An 18,916-nucleotide genomic window follows, 5' to 3' on the forward strand; every position below is an offset into this window, starting at 1 on the left:
CAAGATACCGCCCCGCATTCAGACCTTATGGCGTCGCGGGCGCCTTCAGCGGCGTCACGTTGTTGGAAACAGTGCTGGCCACGGGCGCCGGGGCGATACTTTCGGGCGCCGAACCGGTCTGTTTGAGCAGGTCTTCCAGCGCGCCCAGCGCGTTGTGATTGCGTACCAGCTCCTCTTCCAGTGCGCGCAGGTCGGTGCGCTTGCTCTGGGTTTTCTGCTTCAGCTCCGTCAGCTTGATCAGGTGGCGGTTCAGCAGGAGTTTCTGATACTGCACATGCTGCTTCAAGGGCTCCAGCACCTGATCCAGCCAGCCATCGGCAGCCGAAATCATCTGGCTGTAAAGACGACCGACTTCATTGGCCAGGGTGGCAACAAAACGCTCGGTCAGCCGATTGCGGCGCGCCAGCAGCAGTTGTGGTGAACGGCGCAACTGCGCGGCCTGGCGGTGCAACCCCCGCAACGCCGCGCGGAATACGTCAATTTCAAAATGATGCTCGGCAGAAACCACGTTGTTGAGGCTGGAACGACCGTAGACCGCGTCGACGAGTCGATTGGCCTGATCGACCTCCCGCTCCAGATTACCCAGCTGCTGCTCCACTCCCCCCATAAAGCTGTCAATTGCTCGCGCCAGCCCCAGCGGAGACCAGCGCTCATTGAGGGCGTAGCGGGTTTCTTCGACCAGCTGTTGCAGTTGCTGGCTGGAAACCGGAGCCAACAAGGAGGCACGCTGACGGGCGAGCATCCGCTGGCTGGATTTCAGGGTCAGCAACTCCTGATGACAGTACTTGTGCTGCTCTTTGGCGGTCTTATGTAACTGCTTCAGTTCATCCAGCTGCTCCTGGGTGGTGACGCCCTGTCGCTGCAGATGATCCAGGGTTGCACGGCCACTGTTGAGACGGCGCTTGAGCAGATCGCGGGTATCTGCCATCAACGTCAGTGCCTGATGCAGTGAACGGTGGTTGGCCACTTTCTGGCGGTGTTCCAGCAGGCGCTGCACCAACAGTGATTCAAAATCCCCGAACCGACTCTGCTGCAGTATCAGCGGATCGCTTTGGGCTCGGGCCAGCAGCGCTTTCTTGGCCGACACGCCCACGACATTTTCCTGCGGCAGGTCCAGCAATTTGCTGACCTCTGCCCGCATCTTGCGCAGCATCTGATCGGCGTCTTCATCCGGATCATCCCACAGCACGTCGATCTTGTTCAGCAGCGCCATCACTGCGGTGCCGCGATGCTGGCGCAGGGGTACCAAGTGGGTTTCCCACATGTTCAGGTCGGTACCACTGACACCGGCATCCGCCGACAACAGGAAAGCAACGGCCTGGGCACCCGGCAGTGTGGACAGGGTCAGCTCCGGCTCGTTACCCAGCGCATTCAATCCGGGGGTATCGATGATGCGCAGCCCCTGTGCCAGCAGTGGGTGCGGCAGGGAGATCAGCGCATAGCGCCAGGCCGGGATCTGCACCATGTTGCCGTTGCCATCGAGGTGGCGGCGATCGAATCCGTAGCGGGCAGCCTCTTCCGGGGTCACCGCCTTGCTCGCCGCGACCTTCATCAACGCCTCGCGGGTGGCATCCGCATCGTCCGGGTCAAAATTGAAATTCACCCACTTCTGCGGAATACGGCGGAAACTTTCCAGGCTGGTATTAGTGGCCAGGGTTTCGATGGGCAGCAAGCGGACAGAAGCACCTTGCCCCCCATCGGAGAAAATCTCCGTGGGGCACATGGTGGTGCGACCGGGGCGCGAGGGCAGCAGACGCTTGCCGTAGGTGTGCGACAACAGCGCATTGATCAGCTCGGTTTTCCCGCGGGAGAACTCCCCCACCAGCGCCACCGTGAACTGATCATCAATCAACAGTTGGCGCGCCTGCTGCACCACCTGACGGGCGCCGGCAGAATTGGGGAAGTGTTCCTCCAGCCAGTGACTGAAGGTATCGAGCTGGCTGTCCAGAGCCTTCTTCCAGCGGTCATAATCGGCAATGTGCTGGCGCAATGTCGCATCTTCCATGTTGGGTGTTCTTGTTATTACTGCTTGGATTTAAAAGTCCCACCCATTTTCGGGTATGGGACCGACAAGTTAAAGACCGTTGATGTCTTTTCGTGCGCCGTTGGGCGCTATCGCTGAGAAAGGCACAGAAAATGGCAGGATAGTCAGGATGCGAGAAGGTGAGGAGGCCCGGAAGGCAGAGGGTAAAGGTGACGCTCCGAGGCGGGGCCGAGCAAGCAGCCCCGTTGATCCGGCGGAAGAAACCCTGTCAGAACGGAATATGCCAGAACAGGTTGTAAACGATCTGAGGCATATGCGCACTCTGCGCAAAACCTACCAGCAGCTTGTCCACCACGGTAAGCAGGATAAAGACAAAGATCGGACTGATATCAATCACCCCCAGTGGTGGAATGATTTTACGCACCGGGGCATAGACCGGCTCCAGCAGCTGCTGCAGCAACATCAACGCCGGATGGCTGCTCTGTGGCGCCACCCAGCTGACCACGATGGAGATCAGCATGCCCACAAACAGAACGGCGATCAGTGTCATCAGACACCCGAGCAGAGACCACAGCAGTGCTGATAGCGGGTTGAGGATGGCGCCACCGGCAAGGAAGCCTGCGCCCATGATCATGACCCACCCCACCAGCAGCGCCAGCACAATGGAAGCCATATCCAGCCCGAACAGGCCCGGCACCACCTTGCGCAGGGGGCGCAGCAGGGGATTGGTGATTTTTACAATGCCCTGGGAGATGGGATTGTAAAAATCCGCCCGCGCCAGCTGCAGCATAAAGCGCAGGATGACGGTAAACAGAAACAGAATGCCGATTGTGGCGAGAATGAAAACGCCGATATTGCTGAAGGTGTTGACCATCGAAAGTCCCTGTTACGTCTTGAATAAAGTGCGTGGTAAACCCGGCACAGGGTTATTCTGTTTTCCCGCCGGGTTTTTGATGCGTGTTAGGCTGATGCCAGGACTCATTTATCCAGCTCTTTTGCCATCTCCGCCGCTCTGGCTGCGCAATCGCGCATGGCGTGCTCTACCAATTCCGGCAATCCACCCTCCTGGAAGCGCTTCACCGCGCGTTCGGTGGTGCCATTGGGCGACATGACGTTCTGTTTAAGCTGTGCCACATCGACATCCGCAGCCACCGCAAGTTTCGCTGCGCCCAGGGCGGTTTGCAAGGTGAGGCGTTCCGCGTCGGCGCGGCTCATGCCCGCCTTCTCTGCCGCATCAATCATGGATTCCATAAACTGAAAGTAGTACGCCGGACCGGAACCGGACACCGCAATCACCTGATCGATGCCGGATTCTTCTTCCACCCAGATCGCGATGCCGACGGCGTCTGCCATCTGCGTGGCAACGGACTTCTGCTCATCCGTCACCCCCTCACCCGCGTACAGGCCAGTAACCCCGGTGCCGACGAGCGCCGGCGTATTGGGCATCGCGCGGATAATCGGCACGCCGGCACCCAGCCAACGCTGGTAGGCGGCCAGTGGAATACCAGCGGCGAGCGTAATCACCAACGGTTTGCGAGTACTCACCTCATCGGCAATGGTGTCACACAGTTCCTTCATCATCTGCGGCTTTACCGACAACACCACCACATCCGCATCCCGGATTGCAGCGAGATTATCGGTGCTGCCGCGTACGCCAGTCTTGCCGGTAAATTCCTTGAGCTTTTCCGCGTTGCGGCCGGTCGCGACAATGCTGTCTGCCGGGTAGCCACTGGCCACCATGCCACCGATCACCGCGCCCGCCATATTGCCGGCGCCGCCGATAAAGACCATTTTGTGCTGAGACATGTATACCTCTGAATACTGAATAGGTTTATGTGCGCGCGCCGAAGATATCGGTACCGATTCTTACGATAGTCGCACCGCTGAAGATCGCCGCTTCCATATCCCCGGACATCCCCATGGACAGTGTATCCAGTTCGGCATCCGGCAACTGTTCGCGCAGTTGATCCAGCAACGCCGCCAACTGCCTGAACGGTGTGCGCTGATCCTCGTCACCGATGCGACGGGCGGGGATCGCCATCAGGCCGCGCAAGCGCAGATTGGGCAGTGCCACCACCGCTTCGGCAAGCGCCGGCAGCTTCTCTGGCGCAACTCCGGACTTGCTGTCTTCGTCATCGATATTGACCTGCAGGCAGATATTCAGCGGCGGCATGCCCGCAGCGCGTTGCTCCGACAGTCGCCGCGCGATTTTTAACCGATCGACACTGTGCATCCAGTGGAAGTGCTCCGCCACATCGCGACTTTTGTTGGACTGCAGCGGGCCGATGAAATGCCAGGTGATGTCGCAATCCGTCAGCGCTGACTGTTTTTCCAGCGCCTCCTGCAGATAGTTCTCGCCAAAATGGCGCTGACCCGCGTCATAGGCGGCTCTCAGATCCGCCGCCGGACGGGTTTTCGACACTGCCAGCAGGGTGACAGAATCGTCCGCTCGGTCACAGCTGCGACAGGCTGTGACAATTCGCTCAGAGACAGCATTGAGGTTTTCGGCGATCGACCCTTTGCGCATATACTGGGACCCTTCTCCGCTCCGGCCAGATAGTGCCAGTGTTTGAAAACCGCGCATTCTACGCGACTGCCCGGAAGCACCCCAAGAACAATAAGGTAGCAGTATGGACATTACAGAACTCCTCGCCTTCAGTGCCAAGCAAAACGCCTCTGACCTGCACCTCTCCGCCGGCCTCCCCCCCATGATCCGGGTAGACGGCGACGTGCGCCGTATCAACCTGCCGCCCATGGAGCACAAGCAGGTGCACTCCCTGATCTACGAGATCATGAACGACAAGCAGCGCAAGGATTACGAAGAGTTCCTCGAGACCGACTTCTCCTTCGAAGTCCCGGGCGTCGCCCGCTTCCGTGTCAACGCCTTCAACCACAACCGCGGCGCCGGCGCGGTATTCCGGACCATTCCCTCCGAGGTACTCACCATGGAAGACCTGGGGATGGGCCAGGTGTTCAAACAGATCTCCGATACTCCACGCGGCCTAGTCCTGGTCACCGGCCCCACCGGCTCCGGTAAGTCCACCACCCTCGCCGCGATGATGGACTACATCAACGACAACAAATACGAGCACGTCCTCACCATCGAGGACCCGATCGAATTCGTGCACGAATCCAAAAAGTGCCTGGTCAACCAGCGGGAAGTCCACCGCGACACCCACGGCTTCGCCGAAGCCCTGCGCTCCGCCCTGCGTGAAGACCCCGACATCATCCTCGTGGGTGAGATGCGCGACCTCGAAACCATCCGCCTCGCACTCACCGCCGCAGAAACCGGCCACCTGGTATTCGGCACCCTGCACACCACCTCCGCCGCCAAAACCATCGACCGGGTGGTGGACGTATTCCCCGCACAGGAGAAAGCCATGGTGCGCTCCATGCTCTCGGAATCCCTGCAGGCAGTAATCTCCCAGACCCTGCTCAAACGCAACGGCGGCGGCCGTGTCGCCGCCCACGAAATCATGCGCGGCACCTCCGCTATCCGTAACCTCATCCGCGAAGACAAAATCGCCCAGATGTACTCCGCCATCCAGACCGGCGCCAGCGTCGGCATGCAGACCATGGACCAGTGCCTGCAGGATCTGGTGGAAAAACGCATCATCAGCCGCGAAGTTGCGCGCGAGAAAGCGAAGATGCCGGAGAACTTCTAAGGCTCATCAACTGGATCCCGGCTCAGGGCCGGGATGACGAAACAGAGTCATTCCGGACCAGATCCGGAATCTAGAAGCTACAAAGTACAAAACTACAAATCGAAGGCCGGGCGCCGGGTGCGGGTTTTCAGGATCGTCGCAAACAGGATGTTTGCGCCGAAGCGCCCAGGGATGGGTTCACAGCGGTCCTGAAAACCCGCACCCGGTGACCGGCCGCCACCGGACTGCAAAAAACCTCCGGGGCCAATAAAGAACACGCAAAAAAGCGGTAACAACAATGGAAATCGAACGCCTCCTGCAACTCGTCACCGAAAAAGGTGCCTCCGACCTCTTCATCACCGCTGGGGTCCCGCCGTCCATCAAACTGAACGGCAAAGTCCTCCCCGCCAGCAGCAGCGCCCTCACCCCCGAAAAAGCACGGGAAATGGTCGTCGGCATCATGAACGAAAAGCAGCGGCGCGAATTTGCCGAGAACAAAGAACTCAACTTCGCCATCTCCGTACGCAACGTCGGCCGTTTCCGGGTCTCCGCCTTCTTCCAGCGCAACCTCGTCGGCATGGTGCTGCGCCGGATCGAAACCCGCATCCCCACCATCGACGGCCTCGGCCTGCCCGAACAGCTCAAAGAGCTCGCCATGACCAAACGCGGCCTGATCATTTTTGTCGGCGCCACCGGTACCGGTAAATCCACCTCGCTCGCCTCCATGATCGGCCACCGCAACGAAAACTCGAAAGGGCACATCATCTCCATCGAAGACCCAATCGAATTCGTGCACCAGCACCGCGGCTGTATCGTCACCCAGCGCGAAGTCGGCCTTGATACCGAATCCTTCGAGACCGCCCTCAAAAATACCCTGCGTCAGGCCCCCGACGTCATCCTGATTGGCGAGGTGCGTTCGCGGGAAACCATGGACCACGCCATCGCCTTCGCCGAAACCGGCCACCTGTGCCTGTGTACCCTGCACGCCAACAACGCCAACCAGGCGCTGGACCGGATCATTCACTTCTTCCCGGCGGACCGGCACCAACAACTGTGGATGGACCTGTCCCTCAACCTGCAGGCCATGGTCGCCCAGCAGCTGGTACCAACGCCGGATGGCGACGGCCGCCGCGCCTGTCTCGAGATCATGATCAACACCCCGCTGATGTCAGACCTGATCCGCAAAGGCGAAGTCCACAAAATGAAGGAGCTGATGAAGCGTTCCAACGAACAGGGCATGCAGACCTTCGACCAGGCCCTGTACGAACTCTACGACCGCGGCGAAATCACCTACGAAGACGCCCTCGCCCACGCCGACTCCGCCAACGACCTGCGCCTGATGATCAAGCTCAAATCCGAATCGGATGCCGAGTACCTCAACAGCGCCGCCGACGAACTGAGCCTCGCCGGCGACACCGACACCAGCGGTGGCCCACAAATCTACTAATACAACCCACCCCGGGGCCGCGGGGCTCCAGCTCCGCAAGCGGGCCACCGGCCCACCCCACTCACTGAATACTGGTGCATGCTGCCATGAGTAAGAAAGTTTTGATCACCGGCGGCAGTCGCGGCATTGGCGCCGCCACCGCCAAACTACTCGCCAGCCGCGGCTACGATATCTGTATCAGTTATCGCGAGCGCACATCTGCCGCTGATTCTGTGCTGGAATCGATCCGCTCCCACGGCGTGAAAGCCATTGCGGTACAGGCAGATATTTCCCATGAAAGCGACGTGGTCAATCTGTTTCGCAATGTGGATGAACAGCTCGGGCCGCTCACGGCGCTGGTCAACAATGCCGGTATGCTGTTGCAACAGACCCGCGTCGAGCAAATGACCGCCGAGCGTATCAACCGCATACTGCAAACCAACGTCACCGGCACCCTGCTCTGTTGTCGCGAAGCGATTAAACGCATGTCTACCAGACATGGCGGCAATGGCGGTTCAATCGTGAACGTCTCGTCAGGCGCAGCCCGCAGCGGTTCGCCCAATGAATATATCGATTACGCCGCCAGCAAAGGTGCGGTAGATACCCTGACAATCGGACTCAGCAAAGAAATTGCGCGGGAGGGTATTCGGGTCAATAGTGTGCGCCCGGGGCTTATCGATACCGAGATGCACAGTGACGGGGGGGAGCCCGGCCGTATCGCTCGACTGAAACCGGCGATACCACTGGGACGCGGTGGAAAAGATACCGAGGTAGCCGCGGCAATTGCCTGGTTACTCAGTGATGAAGCGAGTTTCACCACCGGGTCCTTTATCGACACGACGGGCGGGCTTTGACCGGCGGACTTTAACGAGCGCGTTTTGATACGTCCGTATCAGGCCAGTTCAGACAGCAGCGTCTTGATACTACCCAGCAACCGGCGTGAAACCGGTGGTGCCAACTCAATACCACTCAGCGTCACTTCGTGCCCGCCCGTGGTTTTACGCAAACCGGTGATGTAATCCACCGCCACAATGGCGCTGCGGTGTACCCGCACAAAGCGCTCGCCAAATTCCGCTTCCAGTTCTTTCAGGGATTCATCCAGCACCGTCTCGCCGCTACTGTGATGGGCAATGACGTATTTGTCTTCGGCCACAAAGCAGCGGATATCGTCTACATCCAGCAACTGGACGCCGCGACGGCTTACCGCCTTGATCTGGCGGCGGCCGCTTGCGGAGGTTGAGCGGACGGAATCGGTTTGCAGTAGCTGCGGTTTGCTCAGTCTTCGCGCCTGGGCAATCGCCTGTGCCAGTTGCTCCACATTGACGGGCTTGAGCAGGTAACCGGATGGAGCAACCGCAAAGGCAGGGAGCGCAAACTGGTCGTGGGCGGTGCAGAATATGATCGCGGGCGGGTTCGGACGTTTGCAGATTTGTTCGGCGAGTTGGAGCCCGTTTTGTCCGGGCATTTCGATATCCAGTAACAACAGGTCCGGGTCGAGTGAATCCAGCTGTTGTAACGCGCTTTCACCATCGGCAGCTTCTCCCAGCAGTTGGCAACCATCAATAGCCTGCAACTGGCGGGCCAGCCTGGCCCGCGCCAGCGGTTCATCGTCGACAATCAGCACCCCCAGGTCATTCAGACCCGAAGCCGTGGAAGCGTCACTCACAGGACAGCCTCCTCGCTGACCGCCGCGGTTTGCGCCGGTTGCTTTTTTGATCCGGTTTCTACTGTCACGTTCACTGGCAAGCGCAATTCCACGCGGTATTTTCCGTCGTGAACACCGGCACTGAACCGGTAGCGATTGCCGTAAAACGCATTGAGACGTTGGCGAATATTTTCCATCGCCATACCGTTGCCCTGCTGAATGTTACTGGTATTACCTGCATCAGCGAGCGCACTTTCTGTCTCGGAAACTGCAATAGGGTTTTGTATCGACAATAGCAGTTCACCAGGCGCGTCGCCAATGACATTTTTGCGAATAACGATTTGAATCGTGCCACCCGTGCGCAGTCGTGCCACACCATGCAAAACTGCATTTTCCAGCAGTGGTTGCAGCAGCATGGCGGGGATTGCTAATTGCGCGGGCAATTCATCGACCTGCCACTCCTGTTGCAGGCGATCCCCCAGTCGAAGCGACTCGATTTCCAGGTAGCGTTTTGCCAGCACAATTTCCTCGGTGAGTGGTGCCAGCTTGGTATCGGACAGAGATGCGCGAAACAGGGCGCAGAGATCTTCCACCAGTTTTTCTGCCCGCTCCGCATCCACGGCAATCAGGCTGGCGAGACTGTTCATACTGTTGAACAGAAAGTGTGGCCGGATGCGGGACTGCAACGCTTCGATCCGCGCGCCCAGTTCCGCCTGCTGCTGATTATGCAGCTGCTGCTGAACGTAGGCGTAACGGAGCACCACACCGGCGCAGATGGCACCGACGAGGAAGTTGGCCAGCAGTGCCCAGTAGTCGATCCTGCTACCAGTCATATCCGCCATCCACCAGTGCTGGGCCACCAGCACGCTCGCCACGACCACCAGCACGGTGGTAAAACTGAGCGCAGCGGCGAGTTTGTGCGACAGACGGGCGAGGTGCGGACGCAGGCGACAGAGGATGGCGGCGGAAGGGAGGATCACCCACTGGATTGTCAGAGAGATCAGCCCCAGGCGCTGCCAGTTGAAGGGATGCAGACCATCGGTGGCCAGCACCAGTACCAGAGCCAGCAGTTCGCCCATCAGAACCAGGGCGGCGATGGCGGTCACACTGCACAGATCGGGCAGGAACGGGATATCATCCCGATCTACACCCTCACCCGTCGCGCGGTCCATTTGTACGGCGCGCGCAGAATCTTTGCCCGAGGGGGCAATTTCGCGAATTTGCTGCGTTATAATGCCCGCCGCTTGCGTGGACCGGGAAGACGTCATACCACGTTATCTTTATTCTGGTTCCGCTCTCAAGACAGTGAAGATACCGCCATCCCGGATCGACTTCCATATCACAACCCACATTCAACCAGAGGCAGCATGAGCAACGATAACTCCTCCGCAAATAATCCCGCAGCCAAGCTCTGGGGCGGCCGCTTCAGCGAAGCCACCGATGCGTTCGTGGAGCGCTTTACCGCCTCGGTGATGTTTGACCAGCGCATGGCCTTAGAGGATATCCAGGGCTCCCTGGCGCACGCGCAGATGCTGTCGGAAGTGGGCGTACTGACTGAGGACGAGTTCACCCAGATCGCCGGCGGTCTCAAGGATATCGCCGGGGAAATCGAGGCCGGCGAGTTCCCCTGGTCGGTGGAACTGGAAGACGTGCACATGAATATCGAGGCGCGCCTGACCCAACGGATCGGCGCCACTGGTAAAAAGCTGCACACCGGCCGTTCGCGCAACGACCAGGTGGCCACCGATATCCGCCTGTGGCTACGCAACCGTATCGACCTGATCGGCGCCGAGCTGACCCGTCTGCAAACCGGCCTCGTTGACCTGGCCGAGCAGGAAGCGGACACCATCATGCCCGGCTTTACCCATCTGCAGAGCGCGCAACCGGTCACCTTCGGTCATCACCTGCTGGCCTGGAACGAGATGCTGACCCGGGATTACGAGCGCCTGATGGACTGCCGCAAGCGCGTCAACCGCTCGCCGCTCGGCGCCGCCGCCCTGGCCGGTACCAGCTATCCGATCAACCGCGCGCGCACCGCCGAGCTGCTGGGCTTTGACGCCCCCACCGAGAATTCCCTGGATTCCGTGAGCGACCGCGATTTCGCGATCGAATTCTGTGCCTTCTCCGCGCTGCTGCTGACGCACCTCAGCCGCGCCAGTGAAGAGCTGGTGCTATGGACCTCCAGCCAGTTCGACTTTATCGACCTGCCGGATCGTTTCTGCACCGGTTCCTCCATCATGCCACAGAAGAAAAACCCGGATGTACCGGAACTGGTGCGCGGCAAGACCGGTCGCGTCAACGGCCACCTGATCGCCCTGCTGACCCTGATGAAGAGCCAGCCGCTGGCCTACAACAAGGACAACCAGGAAGACAAAGAGCCGCTCTTTGATGCCGCCGATACCGCGCTCGACTGCCTGCGCGCCTTCGCCGACATGGCCCCGGCACTGAAGCCGAAGAAAGAAAACATGCTCGCCGCTGCCGGCAAAGGCTTCTCCACCGCCACCGACCTCGCCGATTACCTGGTGCGCAAGGGCGTTACCTTCCGCGATGCCCATGAAATCGTCGGCCAGTCGGTGGCGTTCGCGATCGAGAAGGAGTGCGACCTCGCCGACCTCAGCCTGGCGGAACTGCAGAAATTCTCCGACACCATTGGCGATGACGTGTTCGACGTGCTCACCCTGGAAGGCTCCGTCGCCGCCCGCGACCATATCGGCGGCACCGCGCCGAATCAGGTGCGCGCCGCCTGTGCGCGTGCGCGCAAGTTGATCGGCGCCCGATAAACCCCGTTGGCAGCGGGCCGCCCGGCTCGCTGCCACAATTCGCCATAATTCATCCCGTCACCGCCACCTTCTCTGGAAAATGACCCGCTAGACTTCTCCCGATAAAAAAGGGAGAGCCTACCAATGCGCAAATACCTGTTTCTCGGCATCAGCGCGTTCGCCATTGCCATCTACCTCACCAATGCCTCGTGGCTCGCAGGCACTCGCTCCGGTAAACCGACACTGATAGCCCACCGCGGGGTCTACCAGACCTACAACCGGGAAAACCTCGGCCGCGACGACTGCACCGCGATCCGCGTATTTCAGCCCGAACACCAGTACCTGGAGAACACCCTCGCCTCCATGCAGGCGGCATTCGATGCCGGTGCGGACATTGTCGAAATCGATGTACACCCCACCACCGACGGCGAATTTGCCGTATTCCACGACTGGACCCTGGACTGTCGCACCGAGGGCAAAGGCACCACCCGCGAGCACACAATGGAATATCTGAAAACCCTGGATATTGGCTACGGCTACACCCCGGATGGCGGCAAGACGTTTCCGTTTCGCGGCAAAGGGGTTGGGCTGATGCCAACACTGGAAGAGGTCTACCGCGCATTCCCCGACAGGGAATTTCTGATCAACATCAAAAGCGGGCGCCCGCAAGAAGCCGTGCAGTTGGACAACTACCTGCGTGAAAGGAACCTGCCGACCCGGGGCAAGTTAAGAGTTTACGGCAGCGAAAAGGTCATGGAGAAAATCCGCAAGCTGCGGCCGGACGCCTGGGTATTCAGCCGCGACAGCGTCAAGCAATGCACCTACCGCTACCTGATGCTGGGCTGGAGCGGCTATGTACCGGAAGCCTGTCGCAACGGCGCCGTAGTCGCACCCAATACCTGGCACTGGGCACTATGGGGCTGGCCGAATCGATTTTTACAGCGTATGGAAGATGCGGGCAGCCTGGTGATGGTCTTGGACTTTAAGCACCGAAGTCCCGGCGGTGTGCACGGTATCTACACCCCGGAACAAATTGATTTTCTATCGACCGATTACCGCGGCGCGCTGTGGGTGGAAAAGATCGAAGTGATCGGTCCGTATGCAAAAACTAAGTTCGGGCTCGAAAATTAGACAGTGCGCCGAAAGCTGAAGCGAAGGCGACGATGCCGGGGAAGCCTTTGTGAGACCTTCACCGCCATGAATGGCGGTACAGAGCCCCCAGGGACGGGTTAAGGGGGGGCTCCTAGCTCGTGTCTCACAAAGGTTTCCCCGGCAGCGGCGCCGCCACGGAGGGATCTACGAAGCTCATTGGATCCCTGCTTAGATGATCTCAAACCTTAACATTTCAGGTTTCGTCCGAACCTTCGTCCTGCTCCTGAATTTCCGTCACCACCTTCTGCACCAGTTTCACCCGCCCGGACTGCACCAGTGCATCGCGCAACACATACTCGATCTGCGCGTTCAGGCTGCGCAGATCGTCGTCCGCCCAGCGCTGCATTGCGGCTAGCACCTGCTCATTGATACGTAGTGGAAAGGCTTTCTTTTTTGCCATGACCGATCAGTACAGGCTGCCGCTGTTGATCACCGGCTGCGCCTGCTGTTCTCCGCAGATCACGACCATCAGGTTGTTCACCATATTCGCCTTGCGCTCCTCATCCAGCTCCAACTCGTGAGATTCCGCCAGGGTGGAAATCGCATCGGTCACCATCTCCACCGCGCCCTGCACAATCAGTTTACGTGCCGCCAATACCGCACCCGCCTGCTGTTTGCGCAACATCGCCTGGGCGATTTCCGGTGCGTAAGCCAGGTGGCTGATGCGCGCTTCAATGACCTGAATGCCCGCACGGCCGAGACGCTCCTGCACCTGATCGCGAATCTTTTCCGCGATGCTGACGGGATCGCCGCGCAGGGAAATGGCTTCATCGCTGTGATTATCGTAGGGATATTCATTGGCCACGTTGCGCAGCGCCGCCTCGCTCTGGATGGTGACAAAGCTCTCGTAGTCATCCACCTCGAAATAGGCTTCAGCGGAGTCCACCACCTTCCATACCACCACCGTGGCGATCTCGATCGGATTGCCGTTGGCATCGTTGACCTTGAGTTTGCCACTTTCGAAATTGCGCACCCGCAGGGAAATCGGCGTGCGTTTGAAAATCAGTGGATTGGCCCAGCGCAGGCCGGTGATATGTTCGGTACCCACATATTTACCGAACAGCTGCAGGATCTTGCCCTGATTGGGGGCCACCATAAACAGGCCGTGCCAGCAGAAGGCGACAATCAACGTCGCCAGCCCCCATCCTGCCACCCCGGCAAATTCCGCCGCCACCAGGCTCCGTCCCAGCATGCCGATGGCGAATACCTGCAGTGCCAGCAGCACCGCCAACATGCCGTAGCCGTTCACTGTAAAGGCGCGTTTTTCCTTGATCATTCGGAACTCCTTGTGCGTTATCTCAGTTTGCTTGTGCGCTATATCAGCTTGAAATCTCTTTCAAGTGACATCATTTTGATATCAATCTAGCATCAGAAGAACGGATTGGCCAGACTTTCGCGCACACAGCCAGGTACGGATGCAGGCGCACCCATCTACAGAAGCGGTGAAATCAGCGGGAGGTTTTCAGGGGCAACGGGCCTGCCGGGAGCCGGCAGGGCCCGTGAAATCGGGGCGGACAGGTCCGGCGTTTATAGCCCCAGCGCAACAGGTGCGCCCTGCTGTTCAGTCAGCACGCGATCCAACAGGGTCGGCAGGTCTTCGCCGGTGGTGGAGCATTTCCAGCCGGCTTTGCTTCCGGAATTGTCAAAGCTCAGGTGAAAACCACCGGAGCGCGCCGCCACCCACAGTTCCTGCACCGCACTCTGGCGCGACAGGATCACCTGGGTGCCGTTGTCTTCCAGGGTGATGGTCAGCACCGCGTCCGCGCGCTCGTAATCCATATCCACGTCACAATTGTCGAGCGCGTCTTCGATGGCGATCAGGGTTTCTTCAATGGCGGCATTGTAGGCAGCGTTGGAGGCTGTCTGAGTCATAATCTGGTTACTACTGTTACTGTGTTGCTGGGGGGCGAGGGTCGTTATACTAGCAGGCTTTTCCAGTCATTATCGCCGCAGACGGGTTCCTATGAAAATGCGCTCACTGATTGTCCTCTCGACGCTGCTGCTCGCCGCCTGTGGCCAGAAAGGCCCGCTGTACCTGCCCCAGCAACCGGCGCAACCGGGAACCGGCAGCAGCGCCACGGCGCCTGCATCGACAGCCCCCACAAAGACGGCCCCTACAACAACAGCCCCCGCAGCGGCTGCGCCTGCCGGATCGGGCGCCAGCGTCGCGCCCGATGAGAAAACCGGCGAGCAGGGCAGGCAAGAAGAAACACAGCAACACACGGAAGCAGAAGCAGTATCCAAATGAGTGAATTCCACTACCAGCAGGGAAGCCTGTGGGCCGAAGGCGTCAGCCTGGAACAGATTGCCGAACAGTTCGGCACCCCCACCTATGTCTACAGCCGCGCGCACTACGAGCGCCAGTACCAGGCCTACGCCGATGCCCTCGGCGATCATCCGGGGCTGATCTGCTATGCCATCAAGGCCAACAGCAATCTCGGCATCCTGTCGGTACTCGCACAATTGGGGGCGGGTTTCGACATCGTCTCCGCAGGCGAGCTGGAACGGGTACTGATGGCCGGCGGCGATCCGGCCAAGGTCGTGTTCTCCGGTGTGGGTAAGACGGCGGAAGAAATGCGCCGCGCCCTGCAAGTGGGTGTGCACTGCTTCAATGTGGAATCCGAGGCGGAGCTGGAACGACTGGACGCGGTGGCCGCCGAGATGGGCGTGGTCGCCCCGGTTTCGCTGCGGGTGAATCCGGATGTGGATGCCAAGACCCACCCGTATATTTCCACCGGCCTGAAAGAAAACAAATTCGGTATCGCCATTGACCGGGCGCGCGACGCCTACCGCAAGGTGGCTGCCTCGACCAACCTGGATGCGGTGGGTGTGGATTGTCATATCGGCTCACAACTGACCGAAATTGCCCCCTTCCTCGACGCCCTCGATCGCCTGCTGATGCTGATCGATGAGCTTGCTGAAGACGGCACGCAACTGAAACATCTCGACCTCGGCGGCGGCCTGGGCGTGCGCTATCGCGGTGAAGAGCCCCCCGAAGTGAGCGACTACCTGGGCGCTGTCAAAGAGAAGCTCGCCGGAAGAGATCTGGCACTGGTGCTGGAGCCCGGCCGCTCCATTGCCGCCAACGGCGGCGCCCTGCTGACCCGGGTGGAATACCTGAAACGTACCGACGAGCACAACTTCGCCATCGTCGACGCCGCCATGAACGACAATCTGCGCCCGGCGCTGTACCAAGCGTGGCAGGATATCGTTGCGGTGACACCAGACAACAGTGCCAGCGAGAGCTGGGATATTGTCGGCCCGGTATGTGAAACCGGCGACTTTCTCGGCAAGCACCGCGCACTGTCCCTGCAACCGGGACAGCTGCTGGCCATGCTGTCCGCCGGTGCCTACGGCTTTACCATGAGTTCCAATTACAATTCCCGCACCCGTGCCGCCGAAGTCCTGGTAGACGGCGACAAGACCTACCTGGTGCGTGCGCGGGAAAGCCTGGCGGATCTGGTGCGCGGAGAATCCACCGTACCCGGCAAAGCCTGAGGGAAGAGAAACAGCATGCGGCTCAAATTCACCAAAATGCACGGACTGGGCAATGACTTTGTGATGGTCGACGCCATCACCCAGCGGGTCAAACTGTCCCCGGAGAAAATCCGTGCCCTCGGCGACCGCCACACCGGCATCGGTTGCGACCAGATTCTGGTGGTGGAGGCGCCGCGCAATCCGGACGTGGATTTCCGCTACCGCATCTACAATGCCGACGGCAGTGAAGTGGAAAACTGTGGTAACGGCGCGCGCTGTTTTGCCCGTTTTGTACGCGACCGCCGCCTGACCAGTAAAGACAGCATTCTGGTGGAAACCGCCGCCGGCATCCTGCAACTGAATGTGCAGGACAGGGATCAGGTCAGTGTGGATATGGGCGCGCCGATTCTGGAACCGCAGGAAATTCCCTTCGACGCCGACATCCAGGCGGAAACCTATCCGCTGGATGTGGGCGGTGAGGTGTACAACGTCGGCGCCGTGTCCATGGGCAATCCCCACGCGGTGCTGCTGGTAGAGGACGTCGACACCGCACCGGTGGACGCCCTGGGGGCCGCCATCGAGTGTCACCCGCGCTTCCCGCAGAAGGTCAATGTAGGCTTTCTTCAGATCGAAGATCGCACCAGGGCACGTCTGCGGGTGTTCGAACGCGGTGTCGGTGAAACCCGTGCCTGTGGCACCGGCGCCTGTGCGGCGATGGTTTCCGCGCGGTTGCGGGATCTGGTGGACGAGGAAGTACAGATCCAGCTCCCCGGCGGCACCCTGACGATTCACTGGCCGGGCCCCGGCGAGCCGGTTACCATGACCGGGCCCGCCACCGCGGTATATCACGGACAGATAGTGCTCTGAAAACCAATCCGGAATCAGCGAAAACAGCATGACCGATCACAGCGACGCCCCCCTGATCGACGGCGACGTCGAAGCCAACCTGGAAAAACAGCAGGCCGCCGACAACGAGAGCCAGCGCAACAAGAAAGTGCTGGCGCGACAGGTGGCCCGCTACCTGATCCAGAACCCCACCTTCTTTGCCGAAAATATCGAGTTGCTGGAAACCATCCAGTTCCCGCGTGAATCCGGCAAGACCGTGTCGCTGATGACCCATCAGACCAACCTGCTGCGGGAACGCAATATCGAGATGCGCCAGCGTCTCGATCAGCTGCTACAGAATGCCCGTCACAACGACGAGATGTTCAGCCATAGCCGGCGCCTGGTACTGGAGCTGCTGGAGGCCCGCACCGTGGCCGAGGCCGGAGACGCCCTGCTGAAGAGCTTTCGCGAGGACTTTGGGGTTGAGGTCACTGCGCTGACCCTGTTCGGCCCCCTGCCCGGCTCCGCCGGCAAGCTCGGGCAGGTACGCACCAGCGCCCGCGCCAACGCAGAGGGCTCCATCGGCTCCATCCTGCGCAATGGTCGCACCGTGTGCGGTACCCTGCGCCCGTCGGAAAACGCCTATCTGTTCGGCAAACAGGCGGATCAGGTGGCCTCTGCGGCAGTAGTGCCGCTGGCGGACCAGCTGGGTATTCTCGCGGTGGGCTCCAGCGACCCCAACCACTACCGCTCCAGCCTCGGCACCCTGTTCCTGTCGTATATCGGAGAAGTGCTGGAACGCCTGCTGCCACGGTTGCTGGAAAAGAGCTGAGCCGGAAGGATCGCTAATCTTTCGCGGAAAATCGAGATGGCGAATCGAGAGATGGGACAGGTTGAATTCGTCTTTGACGAGACCGGGGATTGAATAAGCTGAAAACTGGACCCCGGCTTTCGCCGGGGTGACTTATCCTCGGACCCAATCATCGATCTGAGGACCTTTCGCCCTACCGACGGATGTCGGTATCCAGACTCCCGCTCAGATCGGCCGACTGCCGTACTTCGGCTGCGGCTTGCGGGGCGGGTCTGCGGTCACATCTGGCTCGACCTCACTGATCGCACCACCTCTGGCGAGGAAGGCCTCCACTTCGGCACTGAGCTGACTGCGAGCCCGCTTGCGGGATGATAAGGAGCGCTCTTCAGAAAACTCCTCGCTCTCTTTGGAACGCGCACTGGCTTGATTGTCTTTCATATCACTAACCCTGTAACTTGATACACCTTGTTACAGAGGAAATACCCCTGTTGCCGCCGGCTGGCGTGCGAGCACATACCAACCTGCAGCGAGAGTATTTATAGGTAGTGTCTGTTCAGACTTCCAGCAAAGGTTCCGGGATTAAATAGAGTTTTTTCGGCGGGAATGCGGCAGATTTATTGCAGTTGGTTATGCTTTTTTCCCCGCCAAATAATCGCCCGCCAAACTGACGCCAATTCCCACGAAATCACCCTTGAAGTCACTTTTCGTGGCGCCCCATTGCTTTTGTACAAATTTTAGGCACAAAAAAGCCCCGCGAGCGGGGCCTTCGGAAAAGTGTCGGATTCTGCGAATCAGACCGCTTCGCTGCCGGTTTCACCGGTACGGATGCGGATCACTTCTTCCAGTGCGGTGATGAAGATCTTGCCATCACCGATCTTGCCGGTCTGTGCCGCTTTGGTGATCGCTTCAACCGCGCCGTCGACCATGCTGTCGTCCACCGCCAGTTCCAGTTTCACCTTGGGCAGGAAATCTACAACGTATTCTGCGCCGCGATACAGCTCGGTGTGTCCCTTCTGACGCCCGAAGCCTTTTACTTCGGTCACGGTCATACCCTGAACACCCACTTCGGACAGCGCCGTGCGCACGTCGTCGAGTTTGAATGGCTTCACAACAGCCGTAATCAATTTCATTGGCTTATCCCCTGATTATGTTTCCTGCGGGCACCGGCCCAGAGTGAACCGGTGCCGGAAGAT

At 59.6% G+C, this 18,916-nt stretch carries 20 protein-coding genes; 9 read left to right on the forward strand and 11 right to left on the reverse strand.

Going from position 1 to position 18,916, the window contains the following annotated elements:
- Window positions 1-25: 25 nt before the first annotated feature.
- The 4 genes from LPW13_RS15030 to LPW13_RS15045 form a co-directional block, all read right to left on the reverse strand.
- Complete coding sequence (locus LPW13_RS15030; RefSeq protein WP_230436624.1) at window positions 26-2,005, reverse strand: dynamin family protein; 1,980 nt, start codon at window positions 2,003-2,005, stop codon at window positions 26-28.
- 247 nt (window positions 2,006-2,252) lie between these two features.
- Window positions 2,253-2,858 carry a YggT family protein gene (locus LPW13_RS15035; protein ID WP_230436626.1) on the reverse strand — a complete coding sequence of 202 codons (606 nt, stop codon included), beginning with the start codon at window positions 2,856-2,858 and terminating at the stop codon, window positions 2,253-2,255.
- A 104-nt stretch (window positions 2,859-2,962) separates the two neighbouring features.
- A complete protein-coding gene (gene proC, locus LPW13_RS15040) occupies window positions 2,963-3,790 on the reverse strand; it encodes a pyrroline-5-carboxylate reductase (RefSeq protein ID WP_230436627.1) in 828 nt (275 codons plus the stop codon).
- A 25-nt stretch (window positions 3,791-3,815) separates the two neighbouring features.
- Window positions 3,816-4,511, reverse strand: a complete 696-nt coding sequence (locus LPW13_RS15045; RefSeq protein ID WP_230436629.1) for a YggS family pyridoxal phosphate-dependent enzyme — start codon at window positions 4,509-4,511, stop codon at window positions 3,816-3,818.
- 103 nt (window positions 4,512-4,614) lie between these two features.
- Here LPW13_RS15045 and LPW13_RS15050 point away from each other — a divergent pair, with 103 nt between their 5' ends.
- From LPW13_RS15050 to LPW13_RS15060, 3 genes are all read left to right on the forward strand, one after another.
- On the forward strand, window positions 4,615-5,649 hold the full coding sequence (locus LPW13_RS15050) for a type IV pilus twitching motility protein PilT (RefSeq protein ID WP_230436631.1): 1,035 nt from the start codon (window positions 4,615-4,617) through the stop codon (window positions 5,647-5,649).
- A gap of 277 nt (window positions 5,650-5,926) precedes the next feature.
- Entirely contained in the window at window positions 5,927-7,075 is a 1,149-nt protein-coding gene (locus tag LPW13_RS15055) for a PilT/PilU family type 4a pilus ATPase (RefSeq protein WP_230436633.1), read from the forward strand.
- Between the two features lie 86 nt (window positions 7,076-7,161).
- Window positions 7,162-7,908: an SDR family oxidoreductase gene (locus LPW13_RS15060; RefSeq protein WP_230436635.1), complete on the forward strand. Its 747-nt coding sequence runs from the start codon at window positions 7,162-7,164 to the stop codon at window positions 7,906-7,908.
- A 38-nt stretch (window positions 7,909-7,946) separates the two neighbouring features.
- Here the strand turns inward: LPW13_RS15060 and LPW13_RS15065 are convergent, their stop codons facing one another.
- On the reverse strand, window positions 7,947-8,720 hold the full coding sequence (locus LPW13_RS15065; protein WP_230436637.1) for a LytR/AlgR family response regulator transcription factor: 774 nt from the start codon (window positions 8,718-8,720) through the stop codon (window positions 7,947-7,949).
- Window positions 8,717-9,871, reverse strand: coding sequence for a sensor histidine kinase (locus LPW13_RS15070; protein WP_230436639.1), 1,155 nt, complete (start codon window positions 9,869-9,871; stop codon window positions 8,717-8,719). Before LPW13_RS15070 ends, LPW13_RS15065 begins: the two co-directional genes overlap by 4 nt.
- A gap of 195 nt (window positions 9,872-10,066) precedes the next feature.
- Here LPW13_RS15070 and argH point away from each other — a divergent pair, with 195 nt between their 5' ends.
- A complete protein-coding gene (argH, locus tag LPW13_RS15075; RefSeq protein WP_230436641.1) occupies window positions 10,067-11,479 on the forward strand; it encodes an argininosuccinate lyase in 1,413 nt (470 codons plus the stop codon).
- Between the two features lie 123 nt (window positions 11,480-11,602).
- Window positions 11,603-12,589, forward strand: a complete 987-nt coding sequence (locus LPW13_RS15080) for a glycerophosphodiester phosphodiesterase family protein (protein ID WP_230436643.1) — start codon at window positions 11,603-11,605, stop codon at window positions 12,587-12,589.
- A gap of 214 nt (window positions 12,590-12,803) precedes the next feature.
- Here LPW13_RS15080 and LPW13_RS15085 read toward each other — a convergent pair whose 3' ends face one another.
- The 3 genes from LPW13_RS15085 to cyaY all read right to left on the reverse strand — a co-directional run bounded on the left by LPW13_RS15085 (window position 12,804) and on the right by cyaY (window position 14,482).
- Window positions 12,804-13,010 carry an Arc family DNA-binding protein gene (locus LPW13_RS15085; RefSeq protein ID WP_230436645.1) on the reverse strand — a complete coding sequence of 69 codons (207 nt, stop codon included), beginning with the start codon at window positions 13,008-13,010 and terminating at the stop codon, window positions 12,804-12,806.
- A gap of 6 nt (window positions 13,011-13,016) precedes the next feature.
- The gene (locus LPW13_RS15090) at window positions 13,017-13,886 is read right to left on the reverse strand and encodes an SPFH domain-containing protein (protein ID WP_230436647.1); all 870 of its coding nucleotides are present in this window, start codon (window positions 13,884-13,886) and stop codon (window positions 13,017-13,019) included.
- A 251-nt stretch (window positions 13,887-14,137) separates the two neighbouring features.
- Window positions 14,138-14,482, reverse strand: coding sequence for an iron donor protein CyaY (gene cyaY, locus LPW13_RS15095; protein ID WP_230436648.1), 345 nt, complete (start codon window positions 14,480-14,482; stop codon window positions 14,138-14,140).
- 91 nt (window positions 14,483-14,573) lie between these two features.
- Between cyaY and lptM the strand changes: the two genes are divergently transcribed.
- Genes lptM through LPW13_RS15115 form a run of 4 tightly spaced genes read left to right on the forward strand, consistent with a single transcriptional unit; the run spans window position 14,574 to window position 17,744 of the window.
- Entirely contained in the window at window positions 14,574-14,858 is a 285-nt protein-coding gene (gene lptM, locus LPW13_RS18290; protein ID WP_377564107.1) for an LPS translocon maturation chaperone LptM, read from the forward strand.
- Window positions 14,855-16,108 carry a diaminopimelate decarboxylase gene (gene lysA, locus LPW13_RS15105; RefSeq protein ID WP_230436650.1) on the forward strand — a complete coding sequence of 418 codons (1,254 nt, stop codon included), beginning with the start codon at window positions 14,855-14,857 and terminating at the stop codon, window positions 16,106-16,108. The genes lptM and lysA overlap by 4 nt, the downstream gene beginning before the upstream one ends.
- Before the next feature lie 15 nt (window positions 16,109-16,123).
- Window positions 16,124-16,954 carry a diaminopimelate epimerase gene (gene dapF, locus LPW13_RS15110; protein WP_230436652.1) on the forward strand — a complete coding sequence of 277 codons (831 nt, stop codon included), beginning with the start codon at window positions 16,124-16,126 and terminating at the stop codon, window positions 16,952-16,954.
- Between the two features lie 28 nt (window positions 16,955-16,982).
- Complete coding sequence (locus LPW13_RS15115) at window positions 16,983-17,744, forward strand: DUF484 family protein (protein WP_230436654.1); 762 nt, start codon at window positions 16,983-16,985, stop codon at window positions 17,742-17,744.
- Between the two features lie 204 nt (window positions 17,745-17,948).
- Here LPW13_RS15115 and LPW13_RS15120 read toward each other — a convergent pair whose 3' ends face one another.
- Both LPW13_RS15120 and LPW13_RS15125 read right to left on the reverse strand, forming a co-directional pair.
- Window positions 17,949-18,161, reverse strand: coding sequence for a hypothetical protein (locus LPW13_RS15120; protein ID WP_230436655.1), 213 nt, complete (start codon window positions 18,159-18,161; stop codon window positions 17,949-17,951).
- 353 nt (window positions 18,162-18,514) lie between these two features.
- Window positions 18,515-18,853: a P-II family nitrogen regulator gene (locus LPW13_RS15125; RefSeq protein ID WP_067084464.1), complete on the reverse strand. Its 339-nt coding sequence runs from the start codon at window positions 18,851-18,853 to the stop codon at window positions 18,515-18,517.
- Window positions 18,854-18,916 lie beyond the last annotated feature (63 nt).

Source organism: Microbulbifer celer (genome assembly GCF_020991125.1).
GTDB lineage: Bacteria > Pseudomonadota > Gammaproteobacteria > Pseudomonadales > Cellvibrionaceae > Microbulbifer > Microbulbifer celer.

What these genes read in the sequence shown, in the direction of transcription:
- argH (WP_230436641.1), top strand. Translation starts at nt 10,067, where the DNA reads ATGAGCAACGATAACTCCTCCGCAAATAATCCCGCAGCCAAGCTCTGG.
- LPW13_RS15070 (WP_230436639.1), bottom strand. Translation starts at nt 9,871, where the DNA reads ATGGACCGCGCGACGGGTGAGGGTGTAGATCGGGATGATATCCCGTTC.
- LPW13_RS15050 (WP_230436631.1), top strand. Translation starts at nt 4,615, where the DNA reads ATGGACATTACAGAACTCCTCGCCTTCAGTGCCAAGCAAAACGCCTCT.
- LPW13_RS15055 (WP_230436633.1), top strand. Translation starts at nt 5,927, where the DNA reads ATGGAAATCGAACGCCTCCTGCAACTCGTCACCGAAAAAGGTGCCTCC.
- LPW13_RS15060 (WP_230436635.1), top strand. Translation starts at nt 7,162, where the DNA reads ATGAGTAAGAAAGTTTTGATCACCGGCGGCAGTCGCGGCATTGGCGCC.
- dapF (WP_230436652.1), top strand. Translation starts at nt 16,124, where the DNA reads ATGCGGCTCAAATTCACCAAAATGCACGGACTGGGCAATGACTTTGTG.
- lptM (WP_377564107.1), top strand. Translation starts at nt 14,574, where the DNA reads ATGAAAATGCGCTCACTGATTGTCCTCTCGACGCTGCTGCTCGCCGCC.
- LPW13_RS15030 (WP_230436624.1), bottom strand. Translation starts at nt 2,005, where the DNA reads ATGGAAGATGCGACATTGCGCCAGCACATTGCCGATTATGACCGCTGG.
- proC (WP_230436627.1), bottom strand. Translation starts at nt 3,790, where the DNA reads ATGTCTCAGCACAAAATGGTCTTTATCGGCGGCGCCGGCAATATGGCG.
- LPW13_RS15090 (WP_230436647.1), bottom strand. Translation starts at nt 13,886, where the DNA reads ATGATCAAGGAAAAACGCGCCTTTACAGTGAACGGCTACGGCATGTTG.
- LPW13_RS15120 (WP_230436655.1), bottom strand. Translation starts at nt 18,161, where the DNA reads ATGAAAGACAATCAAGCCAGTGCGCGTTCCAAAGAGAGCGAGGAGTTT.
- LPW13_RS15085 (WP_230436645.1), bottom strand. Translation starts at nt 13,010, where the DNA reads ATGGCAAAAAAGAAAGCCTTTCCACTACGTATCAATGAGCAGGTGCTA.
- LPW13_RS15045 (WP_230436629.1), bottom strand. Translation starts at nt 4,511, where the DNA reads ATGCGCAAAGGGTCGATCGCCGAAAACCTCAATGCTGTCTCTGAGCGA.
- LPW13_RS15115 (WP_230436654.1), top strand. Translation starts at nt 16,983, where the DNA reads ATGACCGATCACAGCGACGCCCCCCTGATCGACGGCGACGTCGAAGCC.
- LPW13_RS15080 (WP_230436643.1), top strand. Translation starts at nt 11,603, where the DNA reads ATGCGCAAATACCTGTTTCTCGGCATCAGCGCGTTCGCCATTGCCATC.
- cyaY (WP_230436648.1), bottom strand. Translation starts at nt 14,482, where the DNA reads ATGACTCAGACAGCCTCCAACGCTGCCTACAATGCCGCCATTGAAGAA.
- LPW13_RS15125 (WP_067084464.1), bottom strand. Translation starts at nt 18,853, where the DNA reads ATGAAATTGATTACGGCTGTTGTGAAGCCATTCAAACTCGACGACGTG.
- lysA (WP_230436650.1), top strand. Translation starts at nt 14,855, where the DNA reads ATGAGTGAATTCCACTACCAGCAGGGAAGCCTGTGGGCCGAAGGCGTC.
- LPW13_RS15035 (WP_230436626.1), bottom strand. Translation starts at nt 2,858, where the DNA reads ATGGTCAACACCTTCAGCAATATCGGCGTTTTCATTCTCGCCACAATC.